The organism is Rhodococcus sp. BP-316 (genome assembly GCF_019836105.1).
Taxonomy (GTDB): Bacteria; Actinomycetota; Actinomycetes; order Mycobacteriales; family Mycobacteriaceae; genus Rhodococcoides.
In genome coordinates, this window is sequence record NZ_JABUEE010000005.1 from 94,597 (window position 1) to 113,522 (window position 18,926).

Annotated in this window: 17 protein-coding genes, 1 tRNA gene and 1 other RNA gene; 6 read left to right on the forward strand and 13 right to left on the reverse strand. The window is 67.8% G+C overall.

Translation table 11 applies throughout. From position 1 onward, the window contains the following. Positions 1-37: 37 nt before the first annotated feature. The 10 genes from HQ312_RS11275 to prfB form a co-directional block, all read right to left on the reverse strand. Positions 38-694, reverse strand: coding sequence for an alpha/beta hydrolase (locus HQ312_RS11275; protein ID WP_222638647.1), 657 nt, complete (start codon positions 692-694; stop codon positions 38-40). A gap of 122 nt (positions 695-816) precedes the next feature. Beyond that, positions 817-1,187, reverse strand: a transfer-messenger RNA (tmRNA) gene (gene ssrA, locus HQ312_RS11280). 62 nt (positions 1,188-1,249) lie between these two features. Next, complete coding sequence (locus HQ312_RS11285) at positions 1,250-2,767, reverse strand: SDR family oxidoreductase (RefSeq protein WP_051613594.1); 1,518 nt, start codon at positions 2,765-2,767, stop codon at positions 1,250-1,252. A gap of 69 nt (positions 2,768-2,836) precedes the next feature. Beyond that, positions 2,837-3,706, reverse strand: coding sequence for a DMT family transporter (locus tag HQ312_RS11290; protein WP_155957108.1), 870 nt, complete (start codon positions 3,704-3,706; stop codon positions 2,837-2,839). Continuing rightward, positions 3,703-4,176, reverse strand: coding sequence for an SsrA-binding protein SmpB (smpB, locus tag HQ312_RS11295; protein ID WP_027506811.1), 474 nt, complete (start codon positions 4,174-4,176; stop codon positions 3,703-3,705). The genes HQ312_RS11290 and smpB overlap by 4 nt, the downstream gene beginning before the upstream one ends. Positions 4,177-4,270: 94 nt before the next feature. Further along, on the reverse strand, positions 4,271-5,176 hold the full coding sequence (ftsX, locus tag HQ312_RS11300) for a permease-like cell division protein FtsX (protein ID WP_027506812.1): 906 nt from the start codon (positions 5,174-5,176) through the stop codon (positions 4,271-4,273). A 69-nt stretch (positions 5,177-5,245) separates the two neighbouring features. After that, positions 5,246-5,935 carry a cell division ATP-binding protein FtsE gene (ftsE, locus tag HQ312_RS11305; protein ID WP_027506813.1) on the reverse strand — a complete coding sequence of 230 codons (690 nt, stop codon included), beginning with the start codon at positions 5,933-5,935 and terminating at the stop codon, positions 5,246-5,248. Between the two features lie 53 nt (positions 5,936-5,988). Beyond that, positions 5,989-6,441 carry a hypothetical protein gene (locus tag HQ312_RS11310; protein ID WP_222638648.1) on the reverse strand — a complete coding sequence of 151 codons (453 nt, stop codon included), beginning with the start codon at positions 6,439-6,441 and terminating at the stop codon, positions 5,989-5,991. Next, positions 6,438-7,262, reverse strand: a complete 825-nt coding sequence (locus HQ312_RS11315) for a mechanosensitive ion channel family protein (RefSeq protein WP_081821432.1) — start codon at positions 7,260-7,262, stop codon at positions 6,438-6,440. Before HQ312_RS11315 ends, HQ312_RS11310 begins: the two co-directional genes overlap by 4 nt. A gap of 66 nt (positions 7,263-7,328) precedes the next feature. Continuing rightward, the gene (prfB, locus tag HQ312_RS11320) at positions 7,329-8,444 is read right to left on the reverse strand and encodes a peptide chain release factor 2 (RefSeq protein ID WP_027506816.1); all 1,116 of its coding nucleotides are present in this window, start codon (positions 8,442-8,444) and stop codon (positions 7,329-7,331) included. 57 nt (positions 8,445-8,501) lie between these two features. Between prfB and HQ312_RS11325 the strand changes: the two genes are divergently transcribed. From HQ312_RS11325 to HQ312_RS11340, 4 genes are all read left to right on the forward strand, one after another. After that, on the forward strand, positions 8,502-9,326 hold the full coding sequence (locus HQ312_RS11325; RefSeq protein ID WP_222638649.1) for an inositol monophosphatase family protein: 825 nt from the start codon (positions 8,502-8,504) through the stop codon (positions 9,324-9,326). Between the two features lie 39 nt (positions 9,327-9,365). Further along, positions 9,366-10,784: an acyl-CoA dehydrogenase family protein gene (locus tag HQ312_RS11330; RefSeq protein ID WP_308123874.1), complete on the forward strand. Its 1,419-nt coding sequence runs from the start codon at positions 9,366-9,368 to the stop codon at positions 10,782-10,784. A gap of 31 nt (positions 10,785-10,815) precedes the next feature. Then, positions 10,816-12,036, forward strand: coding sequence for an acyl-CoA dehydrogenase family protein (locus HQ312_RS11335; RefSeq protein ID WP_056447862.1), 1,221 nt, complete (start codon positions 10,816-10,818; stop codon positions 12,034-12,036). 102 nt (positions 12,037-12,138) lie between these two features. After that, the gene (locus tag HQ312_RS11340) at positions 12,139-12,348 is read left to right on the forward strand and encodes a hypothetical protein (protein WP_037186691.1); all 210 of its coding nucleotides are present in this window, start codon (positions 12,139-12,141) and stop codon (positions 12,346-12,348) included. Between the two features lie 99 nt (positions 12,349-12,447). Here HQ312_RS11340 and HQ312_RS11345 read toward each other — a convergent pair. Further along, positions 12,448-12,524 (reverse strand) — tRNA-Met (locus HQ312_RS11345). Between the two features lie 462 nt (positions 12,525-12,986). On the opposite strand from HQ312_RS11345, the gene HQ312_RS11350 reads away from it, so the two are divergent. Then, positions 12,987-13,517: a transglycosylase family protein gene (locus HQ312_RS11350; protein ID WP_222638651.1), complete on the forward strand. Its 531-nt coding sequence runs from the start codon at positions 12,987-12,989 to the stop codon at positions 13,515-13,517. Between the two features lie 532 nt (positions 13,518-14,049). Here HQ312_RS11350 and HQ312_RS11355 read toward each other — a convergent pair. Next, a complete protein-coding gene (locus tag HQ312_RS11355; protein ID WP_222638652.1) occupies positions 14,050-17,046 on the reverse strand; it encodes a UPF0182 family protein in 2,997 nt (998 codons plus the stop codon). Positions 17,047-17,224: 178 nt separating this feature from the next. Here HQ312_RS11355 and HQ312_RS11360 point away from each other — a divergent pair, with 178 nt between their 5' ends. Next, complete coding sequence (locus HQ312_RS11360) at positions 17,225-17,863, forward strand: PPA1309 family protein (protein ID WP_231476446.1); 639 nt, start codon at positions 17,225-17,227, stop codon at positions 17,861-17,863. 17 nt (positions 17,864-17,880) lie between these two features. On the opposite strand, the gene HQ312_RS11365 is transcribed toward HQ312_RS11360, so the two are convergent. Then, entirely contained in the window at positions 17,881-18,906 is a 1,026-nt protein-coding gene (locus HQ312_RS11365; RefSeq protein ID WP_056448064.1) for a PDZ domain-containing protein, read from the reverse strand. Positions 18,907-18,926: the final 20 nt, after the last annotated feature.

Here is an 18,926-nt window from a genome sequence, read left to right on the forward strand (position 1 = left end):
GATCGGCCGGCCGCTGTGCGTCGGACCGCTCGCAGTGTCACTCGGGTTTCGTAGACGACACCTCGCGCGATTGGTCGACGACGAACTCCCGTACCCGCCGCGACCATGTCCGCGGTGATCGAAGCATGAAGTGACCCGCTCCCGCCATCGGAACGAACGAGGCGTCGACACCGCGCGCGGCGGCGCGTTCGGTCGCGGCGCGGGACGCGACGGGGTCGGTCCACCGGTCGACGGTGCCGTGCAGGACCAACAGGCGCTGATCGGCGCGCAGGGTGTCGGTCTCCCTGCCATCGGGCCACCACGGCGCCAGCGCGACGAGAGCCACCACGTCGGGGTGTCCCGCGATCGCTGCTGCCGTGCGACCGCCCATGGAGTGACCGAGCACGGTGATGGGAGTCCCCGGTCCGTACGTGTCGCGGATCTGCTCGCACGCCCACCACGCGTCCGCGACGGGACTGCGGTCGGCGCCGTTCCAGCCGCGGTACCGGTACTGCAACTGGGTCACCGCGACCGATGGCCCCGTCGCGCGCCGGAGCATGCGCGTGAAGGGGACCATGCGCAGGGCCGACAGCTGCCACGGACGGGCACGGTCGTGGCTGGTCACCTTGCCGCCGTGCAGAACCAGCACCGCGGAGTCTGCGGGCCCGGACCGGAGCCCGTGCAGAGTCGGGGCCGCGACGTCGTCAACACTCATGGTTCTTGATTCGGGGCGCTCCGGCCGCTGGATGCCTGGCAGTGGCGAACGTCGCGCCCTCACTGCCGGACGTCAGGGGGGTGACACGACGACGGCCGGACACCTGATGGTGTCCGGCCGTTCGGTGGAGCTGCCGGGAATCGAACCCGGGTCCTGTGTCGGTTTGCCAGGGCTTCTCCGTGCGCAGTCTGCTAAGCCTCTACTCGGATCTCCAGATCTCGCAGACAAGCCTGGATGACGATCCCAGCCACTGTTTGATGTCCCACATCACTCCGTGACCGAGTGACCAGGTGAGCCCTCTAGCTGATGCCAGTACCCGACCCGAGGGCAAGATCGGACTGACAGACACGCAGTCGCTACTTAGGCAGCGAGTGCGTAGTCGCGCTGATTGGAATCGGCGCTTATATTTTTGCGATGACGCTTGCGGTGGTCTCTCGCCTGCACCGGCACGCTTCCCCTGACTAGACGCACACAGTCGAAACCGTTCAGCCCCTTTCCTCCGCTGTGGCGAAGTCTCGTTCCACCGGTCTTCCCGGTGGACACGTCAGTCTAACGTCATCCGACGCGGGTTTCATCCCGTTTGTCACCGGTGTCGGCCGCGCGTTCGGCCTTGCCCGTGATGTTCTCGAGCATTCCGCGGAAGATCACACCGTGGAACGGCATGATGGCGAACCAGTACAGCCGTCCGCCCAGCCCCCGCGGGAAGAAGATCGCGCGCTGCTCGTAGCGGGAGCGGGTCCCGCCGTCGCGCGGAAGGACGCGCAGTTCCAGCCAGGCACCGCCCGGCGCCTTCATCTCGGCGCGCAGACGCAGCAGCGACCCGCGCTCGATCTCCTCGACGCGCCACCAGTCGAGCGCCTCGCCGTTGACCAACCGACGCGGATCCCGACGACCGCGCTTGAGTCCTACGCCCCCGACGATCTTGTCCATCCAGCCGCGGATGACCCAGGCAGCGGGGAACGAGTACCACCCGTTCTCACCACCGATGCCCTCGACGACGTCCCAGAGCAGTTCCGGTGGTGCGTTGCAGTCCTGTGCGCGTTCGTCGACGTACACCACCTCACCGGCCCAGTCGGGGTCCGACGGCAGCGGATCGGAGGGGGCGCCGGCATCGGTCGCGTTGGACCACGTGGTCTCCACCTCCCCGTCCTCGATGCGCCGCAGCGCGAGGTGCACGGAATCGGCGAAGGTGGTCAATCCACCCTCCGGCGGAGGGACGACCGTGTCGATGTCCTGTTCGTGGGCGATGGCGTCGTACTGAAGAGACTCGATGAGGGGCATGGCCAGTCCGCGTGGGATCGGCGTGACCAACCCGATCCAGTGACCGGCGAGTCGGGGAGTCAGCACCGGCAACACCAGCATGCGACGCTTGCGCAGACCCGCCACACTCGCGTACTCGTTCATCATCTCGCCGTACTGCAGGACGTCCGGCCCACCGATGTCCCAGGTACGGGAAGTCTCGAACGGAGCGGTCGCCGACTCGATCAGGTAGTGCAGCACGTCGCGGACGGCGATCGGCTGGATCTGGTTGTGCACCCACTTGGGGGTCGTCATGACGGGCAGTCGATTGGTGAGGTGCCGGATCATCTCGAACGACGCGGATCCGGAGCCGATGACGACACCCGCCTGCAGCACCACGGTGAAGACGCCGGACTCGATGAGGATCCGGCCCACCTCGGCACGCGATTCGAGGTGCGGGGACAACGCGCCGGTCACCGGGTGGAGGCCGCCGAGATACACGATGCGCTGCACTCCGGCGGCCTTCGCCGCTTCGGCCACGTTCTCCGCACTCCGACGCTCCGCCTCGGCGAAGTGGTCGGATCCCCCCATGGAGTGGACGAGGTAGTAGACGACGTCGACGTCCCGGAACGCGTCGTCCAGCGACTCGCGATCACTCAGATCGCCCTGCACCACCTCGACGTCCGCAGCCCACGGCACGTCGCGAAGCTTCTGAGGCGACCGGGCGAGGACGCGAACCCGGTAGCCGGCCTCCGTCAGTCGCGGGGCGAGTCGACCGCCGATGTAGCCCGTCGCTCCGGTGACCACGACACGGGCGCCTGCTTCGGTGTTCATGCATTCCATTCGTAGCAGAGAAGCACCTCGAGTGTGGCGCCCACCCGGAGCGCGACCACCGCCAGGTGGTCAGGCACCCGCGGTGATCAGCCCGACCGCGCCCAGGGCGATGACCATGCCGACGATCTGCACCTTGGCCACCCGCTCCCCCAGCATCACCATGGCCAGCAGCACGGTCGCGGCGGGATACAGCGAGGCGATCACGCTGACGAGGGACAGCAGCCCACCCTGGAAGGCATAGAGCAACGCGGCGTTGGCGGCGACGTCCAGAAGAGCGATCCAGGCGGCCAGCTTCAGAACGCCGCCACGGGGGAACGAGAACATGCCGGTGCCGAGGGCGACCGCCCACACGAGGGCGGTGGCGGTGACCCGGTTTGCCAGCAACGGCCACAGACCCGCGTCGTCCTCCCCGGCCCGGTCGAGAAAGATGAACGTCAACGCGAATGCCAGACCGGAACCGACGGTCAGCCATGCCACCCGGGGCGTGAATCGCAGAGTCCGTCCGCCGGCCACGTCACCTGCGGCGTCGTCGGGTGACTCCTTGCTGACCATGAGCACGGCCACCAGCGCCAACGCGATGCCGATGTATGCCAGGACGCCGGGTCGCTCGCCCAGGACGAGGCCGACGCCGACCGGTACACCGGCCACCAGAACGGCCGTGATCGGCGACACGACGGCCATCGGCCCGGCGGCGAGTGCCAGGTAGAACCACCACACGGCGACACCGCCGGCCAGTCCGGACAACGCACCCCACACCACGGACGACGCGGTGAGAGTGCCTCCGACGAACGGCATCACCGCCGCCACGACGAGTACCGAGACCGGGTACGAGACGATCACCACGCGCAGCGCGGCGACGCGTCGGGACGCGACTCCTCCGACGAAGTCGCTGACGCCGTACCCGAGCGCCGCGATCAGCGCGAGGACGATCGCGGTCAGCGCATTCCCTTTATGCGACGACCGAGTTCACGGGTGACCTCGCGTTCCGCCGTTCGGCGAGCCAGGTCCTGACGCTTGTCGTAGTCCTGCTTGCCCTTCGCCAGGGCCAGCTCGACCTTCACCTTGCCCTCGTTGAAGTACATGGAGAGCGGTACCAGCGTCATGTTGCCCTCACGCGTCTTGCCGATGAGGACCTCGATCTCCCGCTTGTGCAGCAGAAGCTTGCGGTTGCGCCGCGGCGCGTGGTTGGTCCAGCTTCCCGCCATGTACTCGGGAATGTGCAGGCCGCGCAGCCACACCTCGCCGTCGTCGACGGTGGCGAAGGCATCGGCCAGCGACGCCTTCCCGTCACGCAGGCTCTTGACCTCGGTGCCGACGAGGGCGACTCCGGCCTCGTAGACGTCGAGGATCGTGTAGTTGTGTCGCGCTTTGCGATTGGTCGCAATCGCCTTGCGACCTTTCTCCTTCACAGCTGGAACTCCTTCGGGCGCGGGTGGACGTGACTTCTGACAACCATAAGGACTCCGTCCACCCATTTGTTCCGGGTGCCGGGTGCCGGGTGCGCTACTGCCGGACGTACAGGCGCAGGGTGATGTAGGAGGTGATCGTGGCCATGCCGACGCCGACCAGAAGCAGGATCGGCGAGACCAACAGGACGTCGCTCGTCGTCACCCGAGCCAGGATGTTGGCCTGGTACAGGTCGTCCAGCACCGAGTCGATGAACGCCGCCTTGGCGGTGAACAGTCCGGCGATGGCGAGCACCGCACCCACCAGCGATGCCGCGATGGCCTCGAGCAGGAAGGGCAGCTGCGTGTACCACCGCGTGGCGCCGACCAGGCGCATGATGCCCACCTCGGTCCGACGGGTGAACGCGGCGATCTGCACCATGTTGGCGATCAGCAGGACCGCCGCGACGGCCTGGACCACAGCCACCGCGAACGCGGCGTTGCGGACGCCCGCGAGGACACTGAACAGCCGGTCGACCAGTTCGCGTTGGTTGAGCACGCTCTGCACACCCGGCCGCGCCCCGAACTCGTCGTTGATCACGCCGAACCGCTCGGGATCGCTGAGCTTCACCTTGAACGACGCGGGGAAGCTCTCGGGTGACACCAGGGACGCCAGCTCCGGCTGATCCTTGAAGACGCGATCGGTGGCGTCGGCGACGGCGTCCTCCCGGTTGAGGTACTGCACCGACACCACGGACGGCGTCGATTCGAGGTCCGTGCGGAGGCCGGCGCAGATGCCCGAGGTGCAGTCCGGGTCGGTGGTCGAGATGTCGTCGGTCAGGAAGATCTGGACCTCGACGCGATCCAGGAAGATCTGCTGCGTCTTCCCCGCCATCTGCACGACCAGCAGGCCACCACCGAACAGACCGAGGGAGATGGCGGTGGTCAGCACCATCGCGATGGTCATCGTGATGTTGCGGCGCAGTCCGGTGAGAACTTCGCCGAGAAGGAAACTAGCGCGCACGGTTCACACACTTTCTTCGAGAGGTCGTTGCGCCGAGGCGCGAGCAGAGGACGGAGCCGAGAGCGGGATCTAACGACCCACGCCGTACACCCCTCGTGCCTCGTCGCGGACCACCCGGCCGTTGTCGAGCTCGACGACGCGGCGACGCATCGAGTCGACGATGTGGTTGTCGTGAGTGGCCATGAGGATGGTGGTGCCCGTGCGGTTGATGCGCTCGAGCAGCAACATGATGTCCTGGCTGGTGTCGGGGTCCAGGTTGCCGGTGGGCTCGTCCGCGAGCAGCACGAGCGGCCGGTTCACGAAGGCGCGGGCCACGGCGACTCGCTGTTGCTCGCCGCCGGACAGCTCGGACGGAAGCCGATCCGCCTTGCCGGACAGGCCGACCAGCTCGAGCACCTCCGGCACCGTCCGCTCGATCACCCCGCGCGGCTTGCCGATCACCTCGAGGGCGAACGCGACGTTCTCCGACACCGACTTGTTCTGCAGCAGGCGGAAGTCCTGGAAGACGCATCCCATGCTCTGCCGCAGCTTCGGCACGCGCCGCCCGGCGAGCTTGTTCACGTGGAAGTCCGCCACCGTGATGTCGCCCGAGGTCGGCATCTCCTCGCGCAGGAGCAGGCGCATGAAGGTCGACTTGCCCGAGCCCGACGGCCCGATGAGGAAGACGAACTCGCCCTTCTCCACCTTCACCGACACCTTGTCCAGCGCGGGTCGAGTCGAGGACTTGTAGGACTTCGAGACGTTCTCCACGCTGATCACGGGTCGCCAGTGTAGCCGCGCGTCCCGACGGTGCCGCTACAGCGACGCGCGGGTCAGTTCGTTCCGCTCGGCAACGGCAGACCGGGGATGGTCGGCAGCTGGAACCCGGGCGCTCGCGTCGTCGTGCCGGTGGTGGTCGTGGGCGCCGGCGCGGTCGTCGTGACACCGTCCTGCGGCGAGGCCGGATCGGTCGTGGTCGGCACGGGCGTCGTGGTCGACCGGAACGTGGTGGTCGTCGGGGCGTAGGTCTCCGCCGGGGGCGGCGCCTCGGACGACGACGGTGCGGGCGGGACGTACACCGGCGAGTTCTCGTTGAGGGTCGGGTCGAAGCGCACGTTGTTCCACAGCACCAGTACAGCCAGGAAGGCGAGCACCATCACCACGGTGGTCGTGCGGAAACGGCCGAGGATGCGCGCCGGTATGCGCGACATCCACCCGGGGCGGAACGTCGATCGCGGAGCGTCCGGGTGGTTGGTCGCCGGGCTCTCGGGTTCGTTCGAGGTCACTGTTCGCCTCCCACGGGACGGTCGGCGGAGAGTTCGGGCGAGACGGTGATGCCGTCGTTGCGCAGTGTCAGAGCGATGCGCGCGCGGAGCTCACGTCCCACCTCGAACTGCTTGCCCGGCAGGGTGCGGGCGACGAGGCGCAGGTTGACCTGGTCCACCTCGATGCTCTCGACACCCATGACGGTGGGCTCGTCGAGCAGCAACTCGGTGAGCCGACCGTCGCGGTAGGCCTCCTCGCCCACCGACTTCAGCAGCTCGGTGACGCGCGAGAGATCCGCGGACGGCGGCACCGGCACGTCGATGACAGCGCGTGCCCAGTCCTTCGACAGGTTGACCGCCTTGACGATCTGCCCGTTGGGCACGGTGATCACCTCGCCCTCGGCCGACCGCACCCGCGTGACGCGCAGTGTCACGTCCTCGACGGTGCCGATCGCGTCGCCCGCGGTGCCGGTGATCGCGAGCTGGACCACGTCGCCGTACCCGTACTGACGCTCGGTGATGATGAAGAACCCGGACAGGATGTCCTGGACGATGCGCTGGGCACCGAAACCGAGCGCGGCACCGAGCACGGTCGCCGGAGCCACGAGGCTGGTGATCGGGAAGCCGAGGCGCTGCAGGACCCGGATGGCGACCAGCACGTAGATGAGGGCCACGACCACCCAGGTGACGACCTGCGCCACCGAGTGGCGGTGTTTCGCCGCCTCGGTGCGCACGAGCGCGTCGGTCTGCTGGTAGGTCCGGTCGATGCGGCCGGTGATCTTGCCGCCGGCCCACCCCACCGCCCGCGCTGCGAGCATGCCGCCGAGGATCCACAGGATCATCTCGAGGAAGTTGTTCTGGAGCCAGAAGACGAAATCGGGAGGCAGTGGCCAGAAGGCGCTCACCTGTTACTCCTGCTCTGCACGCATACGCCAGCGGATGCCCGACTCGATGAAGCCGTCGATGTCACCGTCGAGCACCGAGGACGGGTTGTTGACCTCGTACTCGGTCCGGAGATCCTTCACCATCTGGTACGGGTGCAGGACGTACGAGCGCATCTGGTTACCCCAGGAGCTGCCGCCGTCGCCCTTGAGGGCATCCATCTCGGCGCGCTCCTCCTTGCGCTTGACCTCGAGCAGCTTGGCCTGCAGCACGCGCATGGCGGACACCTTGTTCTGCAGCTGCGACTTCTCGTTCTGGCAGGTGACGACGATGCCGGTCGGAATGTGGGTGAGCCGCACGGCGGAGTCGGTGGTGTTGACGGACTGACCACCCGGTCCCGACGAGCGGTACACGTCGACACGGATGTCGTTCTCGGGGATCTCGATGTGATCGGTGGTCTCGACGACCGGCAGCACCTCGACCTCGGCGAAGGACGTCTGGCGGCGACCCTGGTTGTCGAAGGGGCTGATGCGCACGAGACGATGCGTGCCCTGCTCGATCGACAGAGTTCCGTAACTGTAGGGCGCCTTCACCGCGAAGGTGGCGCTCTTGATGCCGGCCTCCTCGGCGTACGAGGTGTCGTAGACCTCCACGCCGTATCCGTGCTTCTCGGCCCAGCGGATGTACATGCGCATCAGCATCTCGGCCCAGTCCGCGGCGTCGATCCCGCCGGCGCCGGACCGAATGTTGACCAGCGCGTCACGCTTGTCGTACTCACCCGACAGCAGGGTCCGCACCTCGAGCAGCTCGACGTCGGTGTGCAGGGAGACGCGCTCGGCGTCCGCCTCCGCGAGCGCCTCGGCGGCGGCCTCGCCCTCTTCCGCCTCGGCGAGCTCGTACAGCACCGGAAGATCGTCGAGCCGCTGGCGCAGCGCCTCGACCCGCCGCAACTCGGTCTGCGCGTGCGACAACGCGCTGGTCACCTGCTGGGCGTGGTCCTGGTCGTTCCACAGCTCGGGGTCGGCAGCCTGGTGTTCGAGCTCGTCGATCCGGCGACGGAGTTCCTCGATGTCGAGCACCGACTCCACGGTCTTGAGGGTGGTGTCGAGTTCAGCGATGTCAGCGGATACGTCAGGATGCACGCGCCCGAGGTTACCGGCAACGACCGACGGGCCCGCACCGCAGTAACGTCCTGTGCCGTGACCGACCTCGCCGACGATCTCACCCTCGCCCTCCGTCTCGCGGACGCGGCCGACGCCATCACCACGGCGCGATTCCTGGCCGTGGACCTGCGCATCGAGGACAAGCCGGATCTCACACCCGTCTCGGACGCGGATCTGGCCGTCGAGACCGAGATCCGGCGGCTGCTCGGCGAGGTCCGACCGGGCGATGCGGTGTTGGGCGAGGAGTTCGGCGGCGACGCCGTCCTCTCCGGGCGTCAGTGGGTGCTCGATCCCATCGACGGCACCAAGAGCTTCGTCCGCGGTGTGCCGATCTGGGCGACGCTGGTCGCGCTGCTCACCGACGGCGTGCCGGTCGTGGGAGTGGTCAGCGCTCCCGCTCTCGCGCGGCGATGGTGGGCGGCCGACGGGCTGGGAGCGTTCGCACGCTTCGAAGCCGGCGAGCCGCGACGGTTGTCGGTGTCGTCGGTGGCGTCTCCGTCCTCGGCGAGCCTGGGATTCTCCAGCCTCAGCGGGTGGAAGGACGCCGGTCTGCGAGAGAACTTCCTGGATCTGACCGACGAGGTGTGGCGCGTCCGCGGCTACGGCGACTTCCTCTCGTACTGCCTGGTCGCCGAGGGATCGATCGATGTGGCCGCCGAGCCCGAAGTATCACTGTGGGACCTGGCTCCGCTCGACGTGCTGGTACGGGAGGCGGGCGGCCGTTTCACCGCTCTCGACGGTGCGGCGGGGCCGCACGGAGGCAGTGCGGTGGCGTCGAACGCGCTTCTGCACGACGCCGTCCTCGGGCGCCTGACGCGCCGACCTTACTCGACGGTAGACACCGAACTTACCGACGAGTAAGATAGGCCGCGTCCACGACCGAACACCGAGAACAGCTGGGTGATCATGACGAAGAACGACAGCGCCCCCACGACCAAGACCGATGCGTCTCGGCGCCCGGTGCGCGACACGTCAGCGGTCGGGCTCAACCCGATCCGACGCGACGCCATCGGAACCGCGATGCGCGTGCTCACCAAGCTCTCCGGCTCCGACCTGGCCGAGAAGTACAACCTGCGCCAGACGATCGACCGTGTCACGTACGAGAGCACGAAGACCGGCTTCAAGACGCTCGGTGCCGCCACCCGGACCTTCTCCAAGGTGTCCGGCGGAGGCAAGCCCGAGCGTCTGCCCGAGTCCTCCACCAAGGGACTCGACTACTTCGACCTGACTCCCGACGACGAGCAGAAGATGATCGTCGAGACGGTGCTCGAGTTCGCCGAGGAGATCATGCGCCCCGCAGCGCACGACGCCGACGAGGCCGCGGCATCGCCGGACGACCTCGTCGCTCGCGCCGCCGAACTGGGCATCACCCTCATCAACGTCCCCGAGAACCTCGAGGGCGCGGCCAGTGAGCGCGGCGCCGTCACCAACGCCCTCGTCGCCGAGGCGCTCGCGTACGGGGACATGGGCCTGGCCCTGCCGATCCTCGCCCCCAGCGGCGTGGCGGTGGCGCTCACGCAGTGGGGCACCGAGACTCAGCAGAAGACGTACCTGCCGTCCTTCACTGGTGAGAAGGTGCCCAGTGCCGCTCTCGTCGTGAACGAGCCGCGCGCGCTCTTCGACCCGTTCGCGCTGCAGACCAAGGCGGTCCGCTCCCCCAGCGGCTACAAGCTCACGGGCGTCAAGAGCCTCGTGCCGTCGGCCGCCGCCTGCGAGCTGTTCATCGTCGCCGCCGAACTCGACGGCCGTCCCGCTCTCTTCATCGTCGAGTCGGACAGCGCCGGGTTGAGTGTCGAGGCGGACCCCAGCATGGGTCTGCGTGCAGCGGGCATCGGCCGACTGCATCTCGACGGCGTCGCCGTACCCGAGGCCAACCTGTTGGGCGACGGCGACGCGGACGCCTACGTGTCCGACTACACCGACGCCATCCGGCTCGCGCGTCTCGGCTGGGCGTCCATGGCCGCCGGCACGTCGAAGGCCGTCCTGGACTACGTGGTCCCCTACGTCAACGACCGCACCGCGTTCGGCGAGCCGATCAGCAACCGTCAGGCCGTCGCCTTCATGGTGGCCAACATCGCGATCGAGCTCGACGGTCTGCGCCTGGTCATCCAGCGTGGTGCGTCCCGTGCGGAGCAGGGACTGTCCTTCGCACGCGAGGCCTCGCTCGCCCGTCGACTCGCGACGGACAAGGGCATGCAGATCGGCCTCGACGGTGTCCAGCTTCTCGGCGGACACGGTTTCACCAAGGAGCACCCGGTCGAGCGCTGGTACCGCGATCTCCGCGCCGTCGGCGTTGCCGAGGGCATCGTCCTGATCTGATCCGACACCCCACCTTTCGATTGGAACTCTCATGATCAATCTCGAACTTCCTCGCAAGCTCAGGGCGTCGGCCAACCAGGCTCACCAGGTCGCGGCCGAGATCATGCGCCCCGTGTCGCGCAAGTACGACCTGGCGGAGCACGCCTACCCGGTCGAGCTCGACACCATGGCCGCCATGATCGAGGGCATGAGCGACGCCGGCGGTGAAATCGGCGGCGCCAAGGGCGGCCGTGAGGCCAAGGGCGACGCTCCGAAGCCGAGCAAGACCGCGAATGCCAACGGCGGCAACATGTCCGCTCTGGTCAACGTCATCGAGACCTGCTGGGGCGACGTGGGTCTGACCCTGTCCATCCCGTACCAGGGCCTCGGCAACTCCGCCATCGCCGCCGTCGCCACCGACGAGCAGCTCGAGCGCTTCGGCAAGGTGTGGGCCTCGATGGCCATCACCGAGCCCTCGTTCGGTTCCGACTCGGCCGCCGTGAGCACCACCGCGGTACTCGACGGTGACGAGTGGGTCCTCAACGGCGAGAAGATCTACGTCACGGCCGGCGAGCGCTCCACGCACATCGTCGTGTGGGCCACCGTCGACAAGACCAAGGGCCGCGCCGCGATCAAGTCCTTCGTCGTCCCGCGGGACGCGCCGGGCCTGTCCGTCGCACGCCTCGAGCACAAGCTGGGCATCAAGGCGTCCGACACCGCAGCCCTGCTCCTCGACAACTGCCGCATCCCGAAGGACAACCTCCTGGGTTCCCCGGACGTCGACACGGACAAGGGCTTCGCCGGCGTCATGCAGACGTTCGACAACACCCGTCCGCTGGTCGCCGGCATGGCCATCGGAGTCGCCCGTGCAGCGCTCGAGGAGCTCCGGTCGATCCTGACCGACGCCGGAGTGGTCATCGACTACGACGCTGCCACCTACAGCCAGTCGGCCGCTGCTGCGGAGTACATCCGGCTCGAGGCCGACTGGGAGGCTGCTTACCTGCTCGCTCTCCGCGCTGCGTGGATGGCGGACAACAAGGAGCCCAACTCGCTGCAGGCGTCGATGTCCAAGGCGAAGGCAGGCCGTAGCGCCACCGACATCACGCTCAAGGCGGTGGAACTGGCCGGCACGCTCGGCTTCTCCGAGCACCTGCTGCTCGAGAAGTGGTCACGCGACTCGAAGATCCTCGACATCTTCGAGGGCACCCAGCAGATCCAGCAGCTGATCGTGGCTCGCCGCGTGCTCGGGAAGACGTCCGCCGAGCTGAAGTGACGGCCACACGACCCTGAGAAAGGCCCGGCACATGTGCCGGGCCTTTCTGCTGTTCTGGCAAGCTGGAACGGACGAAGCACGGCGAACACGAGGGAGACTGCCATGTCGGACTGGGCGAAGAAGATCGAGGACAAAGCCAAGGGCCTCGTCGCGGAGGCCGAGGTGGGCCTCACCCACCTCGAGGGTGCGGACGCCGTCGATCTGGACGAGACGGACGACTCGGGGGACCGTACGGACGCCGGCGGGGACGTCGACGAGAACGACGCGCCCAGCACGGGCATGACGTCGGCGGATCCCGACATCTCTCACTGAGCACCAGGCACCGACGTCGCTCTGATCCGATCGAGTCGACGCCGGTGCCCGCGGCAACGCGAAAGGCCCGACAGTCTGAGACTGTCGGGCCTTTCGTGGTGGTAGCGGGGACAGGATTTGAACCTGCGACCTCTGGGTTATGAGCCCAGCGAGCTACCGAGCTGCTCCACCCCGCGTCAGCGTCGAGAACCTTTCGGCTCCGTCTGCGGTGCAAGCTGTACTGCGTTCTTGCTGAACAAGAAGTTACCGGACGGCGTCGGTGAATTGCAAATCGCCTGCTGAGCAACGAGATCGAGCCTCGGAGGGTGACCGCGGTCTCTTTTCACCCGTGTTCCCCCTCACATAACGATGGGGTCACGAAGAGGACACGAGACGGTTGTCATCCGTCATGACCTGCAGAGATGTCACGAACCCACCATCTCGCCCGTTTCCGACCTCGCCAGAGGGCCGGGTGACGGCTCGTGATTGTTTCGTTACCGTCGCGCTCGGCCCGAAACAAGGGCCAGGCCGACCCGCCGCTGGATTCTTCTGCCCCGCGGGATCGGAGACCCGACTCGATGGGGGCAGGGATTCGAGCGAATGCAGGCGTCACTCGCCTGCGCGCTCACGTCGACCAGCGCTGAGAGGATCTACCCCGCATGACCACTGCACGTAACTTCACCACCCGCGCGCTCGGATGGGCCGCCGTCACCGGCGCCGTCGTCGCCGCACCGCTCGTCCTGAGCACCGGAACCGCCTCCGCAGCACCCGCCCACAACTGGGACGGCGTCGCACAGTGCGAGAGCGGCGGCAACTGGGGCATCAACACCGGCAACGGCTACTACGGTGGCCTGCAGTTCTCGCAGAGCACCTGGGCGGCCAACGGCGGCTCCGGCACCGCGTCCAGCGCCTCCAAGGCCGAGCAGATCCGCGTCGCCGAGAACGTTCTCGCGACCCAGGGCGTCGGCGCATGGCCCACCTGCGGCCAGTACCTCTCGTCGGGCAACACGTCGGTCGCCGAGGCGCCCGCGCCGGCACCCGCTCCCGCGCCTGCTGCACCCGCCGCACCGGCACCCGTGCAGTCCGTCGTCGAGCAGGGCGCAGCACTGGCCCAGCAGTACGGCGTCGGCCAGCAGTACCAGGACTTCGTGGCCGCCAACTCCGGCGTCCTCGCGGGACTCGCTCGCTAGAGCATCCTCTCGAACGTCCGAAGCGGGCGCACCCGATCATCGGGTGCGCCCGCTTCGTCGTGTGCGGGGCGTCTGCTGGGGCCCTGGTGTCGCCGCACCGGCCCCGCGACGCGATCTGCACCCTGTGCTCGAGGCTCACACCCCCTCCAGCAGGCGGGAAGGGGTGCGGGGTGCTGGAATCCGTGCGGGTCGACGCGGCTCCCCCACACCCGGCCACGCCCCGGCCCCGTCGTCGGCGCAGGCGATCTGCACACGTTTCCTTAGCCGCGCACCCCCACCCGCCGGCGACAACGCGTGCGGGGCGCTGGAACCCGTGCGGGTCGAAGCAGCGGCTCCCCCGCAACCCGGCTCCCCGATACCACCACTGCCATCCGCACACGTCGCACAAGCCGCACACCCCCACCCGCCGGCGGCAACGCGTGCGGGGCGCTGGAACCCGCGCGCAACGACCCGAACACAACGACCCGCGCTCACGACGAAGCCCCGCCACTCGTGACGAGTGACGGGGCTTCGGTCGTGACTACCGGGCCGACTAACCGCCGGTGCTGTTGTACTGGTCGATCGCGCGCTGCAGGTTGTCGAACGCGGTACCGAGCTGGGCGAAGTCACCCGACTGCTGCGCGGTCCGCACTGCTGCCAGCGCACTGTTGAGGTTGTTCACCGCCGCCGTCCGGTCGACGGGCGCAGCGGGTGCGGCCGACGTGGACGGAGGCGTGGTGGCAGACCCCTCGGTGGGTGCCGGGGTGGTGCCGGTCGACGAGCCGTTGTCCGGCTGCGGCTCTGTCGCCTCACCGCCCGGCGCGGTCGCCACGCTGCCCGTACCGGAGCCGAACACCTGGTCCAGTGCCTCGGCCAGCGTCGCCGCGTACCCGACGCGGACTCCGCCGCCCGCACCCGGCTCGCGATAGCTCACGAGCACGCGGGACAACTGCGGGAACGTGGAGGTGTTCGTCGTGTTGCGCTCGGTGTACAGCGGCTCGACGTACAGGATTCCGCCGTTGGCGATGGGCAGTGTCAGCAGGTTGCCGTACTGGATCCTGTTGGACTGCTGGAGCAGCGTTCGGTCCGACGCCACACGGGTGTCCGACGTCATCGAGTTCTGCGCCTGCTGCGGACCCTGAGTCTGCGTGTCGGTGGGCAACTGCAGCACCGTGAACTCGCCGTAACCCTCCGGATCGGAGCGCACGGAGATGTACGCGGACAACAGCTCTCGGTTGAAGCCCACCATCGCACTGGTCAACCTGAACGACGGCTGGCCCGTGTCCGGATCACCGATCAGGACGTAGTACGGCGGTTGGTTGAGGTTGGTGCCACCCTCGACGGTCGGGTCACTGGGAACCGACCAGAACGCGTTGTTGGTGAAGAACTCGCCGGGATCGTTGACGTGGTACTTGGCGAGCATCTCGCGCTGGACCTTGAACAGGTCCTCGGGGTAGCGGAAGTGCTGACGCAGTTCGTCGGAGATCGCCGACTCGGGCTGGACCGCACCCGGGAACGCGCCCATCCACGCGGCGAGGACGGGATCGTTGTCGTCCACCTGGTAGAGGTTCACCGACCCGTCGTAGGCGTCGACGGTGGCCTTGACCGAGTTGCGGATGTAGGACACCTCGTCACGCGGAAGCAGTCGACCCGTGTTGGCGTCGATGCTGTCCTGAACCAGTCCCTCGAGCGAACTGCGCTGCGCGTAGGGGTACTGGTCCAGCGTGGTGTACGCGTCGACGATCCAGACGATCTTTCCACCGACCACGGCCGGGTAGGAGTTGCCGTCCGCGGTCAGCCACGGTGCGACCTTCTGCACGCGCTCACGAGGATCGCGGTTGAAGATGATCTTCGAGTCGTCGCCGATGGCGCCCGAGAAGAGGATGTTGCGTTCGGTGTACTTCGCCGCGAACGCCAACCGGTTGAACCAGTTGCCGATGCTGACGCCACCCGAACCGGTGTAGGTGTAGCGCGAGGTGTCGGTGTCGTACTCGCGGCCGTCCGAGCCTTCGCTGCCACCGACGATGGCGTAGTCGGGGTTGGACGACGCGATGACCTCGCCGTAGTAGATGCGGGGCTGCTCCACCGGAATGACCTGGTCGTCTGCGGCCTGCGACGCGAGGTCGCTGACGGTGTAGATCGGGTACCCGGAGTTGCTGTTCGACTCGGTGCTCGTCGCGTCCTGCACGGCGGCGTTCACGCGGTTGGCCGGGGCCGCCACGAAACCGTTGCCGTGCGTGTACACCGTGTGGCGGTTGATCCAGTCGGTCTGGTTGCCGGTGAGGCTGTTGGGAGACAGCTCACGCGCCGCGACGATGTAGTCCTGGAGCTGCCCGTCGATCTCGTAGCGGTCGACGTCCAACGTGGACGGGAACCCGTAGAAGTTCTTGAGCTGCTGCTGCTGGGTGAAGGTGCGCGAGAGCACGTTCGGATCGAGCAGACGGGTGTTGGCGATGGTGGTCTGGTCCGCGGGGACGTCCCGAGGCGACGCGGAACCGACGCCCGTGTAGTCCTCGTAGGTCACGGTGTCGTCCGTGATGCCGTAGGCGGCTCGGGTGGCCTCGATGTTCCGTTCGATGTACGCCCGCTCCTTGTCGGCAGCGTTGGGGCGCACCGAGAACTGCTCGACGACCAACGGCCAGACGGCGCCGACGAGAATCGACGACAGGACGAGAAGCGCGGTGGCGAGTGCCGGGATCCGCAGATCGCGCAGGAAGATCGCCGCGAAGAAGGCACCCGCACAGATGACGGCGATGGCCAGCAGGATGAGTTTCGCGGGCAGGACGGCGTTGATGTCGGTGAAGCCGGGGCCCGTGAACGTGGGCTCCTTACGGCTGCTCGACAAGAGTGCGTAACGATCGAACCAGTACGCCACCGCCTTGAGGACGACGAAGGTGCCGGCGAGCACGGCCAACTGGATGCGCGCCGACTTGGTCAGCGCACCCTCGCGGCCGCTGAGGCGCAGGCCGCCGAAGATGTAGTGCGTGACCAGTGCCGCGAAGAAGGCGATGACGACGGCGACGAAGAGCCAGTTGAGGATCGACCGGTAGAACGGCAGATCGAAGGCGTAGAAGCCGACGTCCAGGTTGAACTGCGGATCCTGCACGCCGAAGGATCCACCGTGCAGGAACATCTGCACCGTGACCCAGTTGCCCTGTGCGACAAGGCCGGAGAGCAGGCCGATGACGACCGGGATGCCGATACCGAACACGCGCAGACGCGACATGACGGTGGTGCGGTAGCGAGCGATGGGATCGTTCGGTCCGGCCGTGGGCACGAAGACCGGACGCGACCGGTAGGCGACGGTGAGAGCACCGAACACCGTGCCGCCCACCAGCAGAGCGACGACGAGGAACGTGATCACGCGAGTGAGGAGCACCGTCGTGAAGACGTTGCGGAAGCCGACCTCCCCGAACCACAACCAGTCCGTGTACGTGTCCACCAACCGGGGACCGATGAGCAACAGCGCGGCCAGAACCAACGCCAGGACCAGTAACGTACGGCTCCGTCTCGACAACGACGGTAAACCGGTTGGGGGCCTCATGCCCACGTGCCACACTCCAAGATCTCGCGCGCCGTCGCCTCGTGACACCACCGTGACGACACCACATGTCCGTTTTCGACCACTGTACGGACACCCTCGAACGCGAAGTGTCCCGCCGTGGCGACGTCCACGACTCTAGCCCTCGATGCGAGGATGGAGCGGTGAGTGACAACGAGGATGCATCGTGACCGGGAGCGAGTGGTTCGATCCCGAATCCGGGGACGCCCGCGCCGAACGCGCCCTCGCCCGCTGTGTGCGCGAGGTCGTCGACTACGTGGACGCCGGCGGGTGGGACCAGGGGCCTCAGTTGTTCGCGTTGGTCCCGACCGAGGATCTGGCGGCCGCGGAGCCCAGCCTGCTCGACCAGCTCGAGGACGGCGCCGACCTGACCCCTGTCGCCCAGGAGCGGCTGCCCGCCGACGTCGCGGGCGGATCGCACGCGCTCGACGAGTTCCTCGGCACGACCACCTGGCCGGCCTCGGTCGCCGGGTGCGCACTGGTCGAGGAGATCGTCGTTCTGCCGCCCGAGGCCGAATCGGATCTCGACAGCGCCCTCGCTCCGCTCCTGGCGGATCGCGACGCGGCGGACCAGGCCGCGCGCCTCACGGCCGAGGAGCACCCCGACCGGCGCGACGGGCGGCTCATCGTCGCCGTACTTCGGGACGGTCCGTCCATCGCCCTGCTGCAGCTGCGTCCCGAGAACGAGGACGACAGCAGTTTCGACGAGGCGCCGGAGCTACTGACCTACGAGAACCTGGCGCCGAACGTCGTCGCGGCGCTGCACGCCACGCTCGACGCGGATCCCGAGGACGAGGACTACTGACGTTCGCACCCGGATCGTCACGAGCAGGACGGGGCGTCTCCCCCACCGGCCAGAGCGTCGAGCGACCCGATTGCATCGTCCAGGCTCGTGACCTTCACCAGGCGTAGCCCCTCCGGCGTCCGCGGCGCCGCCTCGGCGCAGTTGTCCGCGGGAACGAGGAAGATCGTCGCGCCGGCCTCGCGTGCGGCGACCAACTTGTACGGGATCCCGCCGATGGGACCCACCACGCCGTCGGCGTCGATCGTTCCCGTGCCGGCGACGAAGGCACCGCCGCTGAGGTCGCCGGGACTGAGCTTGTCCACCACCGCCAGCGAGAACATCAGTCCGGCGGACGGGCCGCCGACGTCGGCGAGATTGAACTCCACGGTGAACGGCACGTCCGGTGTCTCCTCCGGGGTGATGCCGAGATAGCCGCGCTCGGCGTCGTCCGGACGGGCGGCGACGGTGACGTTCTCCGTCGTCGTCGCGCCGTCGCGCGTGACGTCCACCGAGATGGTCGTGCCGGGATTCACGGCACCGACAGCCTTCTGGACGTCGGCCACAGTGGACACGGGCGCGCCGTCGATCGCGGTCACCCGGTCACCCTCCTCGAGGACGCCCGCCGCGGGGCTGTCGTCACCGATCTGCGCGACCGTGAGCACCGTGGGCAGTCCGAGGTGATCCAGGGCGGCGAGTTCCGCACTGTCCTCGGATTCCGCGAAATCGGCCTGGTTGGCGTTCTCGACCTCTTCTCGGCTGCGATCGGGCGGGTAGATCTCGTCGCGCGGGACCAGCCCCTGCCTGCCGCTGAGCCAGAGGCCGAGGGCGTCGAACACCGTCAACTCGTCCCGCACCGCCACGGTCGTCATGTTCAGGTGGCCGGACGGCCGATCGACGTCGGTGCCCTGGACGTCGACGACGGGCTTGCCGTCCACCTCACCGAGGGTGTCGAACGTCGGTCCGGGCCCGAGGGCCGCGAACGGAACGGTGACCGCAGATCCCAGAACTCCGAGGACGACCACCGGCAACAGAGCGACCAGGAGCGTCGCGATCCTTCGATTCACGTCACCACAGTAGAGAACGA